This window comes from Pseudomonas sp. GM21 (assembly GCF_000282215.1).
Lineage (GTDB): Bacteria > Pseudomonadota > Gammaproteobacteria > Pseudomonadales > Pseudomonadaceae > Aquipseudomonas.
Window position 1 is genome coordinate 1 of sequence record NZ_AKJS01000183.1, and the last position, 842, is coordinate 842.

Below are 842 nucleotides of genomic sequence, written 5' to 3' on the forward strand. Positions count from 1 at the left end.
ACCCAGCTGAAGTACCGCTACGACAACGCGCAGCTGTTGCTCACGGAAATCGAAAACGAATCCGGCGAAAAATATCAGCTGGACTACACCCCCGGCGGATTGATCCGACAGGAAACCGGCTTCGACGGCCAGCGCACCGCGTACACCTATGACCTCAAGGGTCAGTTGCTGGAAAAAACCGAGTTCGGTGCTGACGGTTCGCAGCTGACCACCGCTTACGAGCGTGATTCAGCGGGGCGGTTATTGGTCAAAACGCTACCCGACGGCATCAAGGTCAACTACCGCTACGACAACCTCGGCCGCCTGATCAGCGTCGACGACGGCCACGACCACCCGCTGGAATTCGAGTACGACCCACAGGACCGTCTGATCACCGAACACCAAGGCTGGGGCACCCTGCGCTATGGCTACGACGCCTGCGGCCAACTCAATCGCCTGCGCCTGCCGGACGGCAGCAAACTCGACTACCACCACGCCAAGGGCGGCGCACTCACCGCCATCGACCTCAACGGCGCACGGCTCACCAGCCACCAGTTTGCCTTCGGCCGCGAGCAACAACGCCAACAAGGTCAACTCACCAGCCACTACCACTACGACGAACAAGGCCGATTGCAGGCCCACGCCATCCACCAGCAAACCCGGCCGCTGTACATGCGCCATTACGGCTACGCGGTCAATGGCAACCTGGCCACCGTCGCCGACAGTCGCCACGGCCAGCGCAGCTATTACTACGATCCGCTCAACCGCCTGGCCCGCGTGCGCCACACCCGCGACGACCCAGCGGAAACCTTCTCCCACGACCCCGCCGGCAATCTGCTGATGCAGGACCGCCCCGGCGCCGC

The 842-nt window shown here is 63.1% G+C and carries 1 pseudogene; it reads left to right on the forward strand.

What is annotated here, in order from left to right:
- A pseudogene (locus tag PMI22_RS03145) lies at positions 1-842 on the forward strand (RHS repeat protein); the annotation flags it as partial.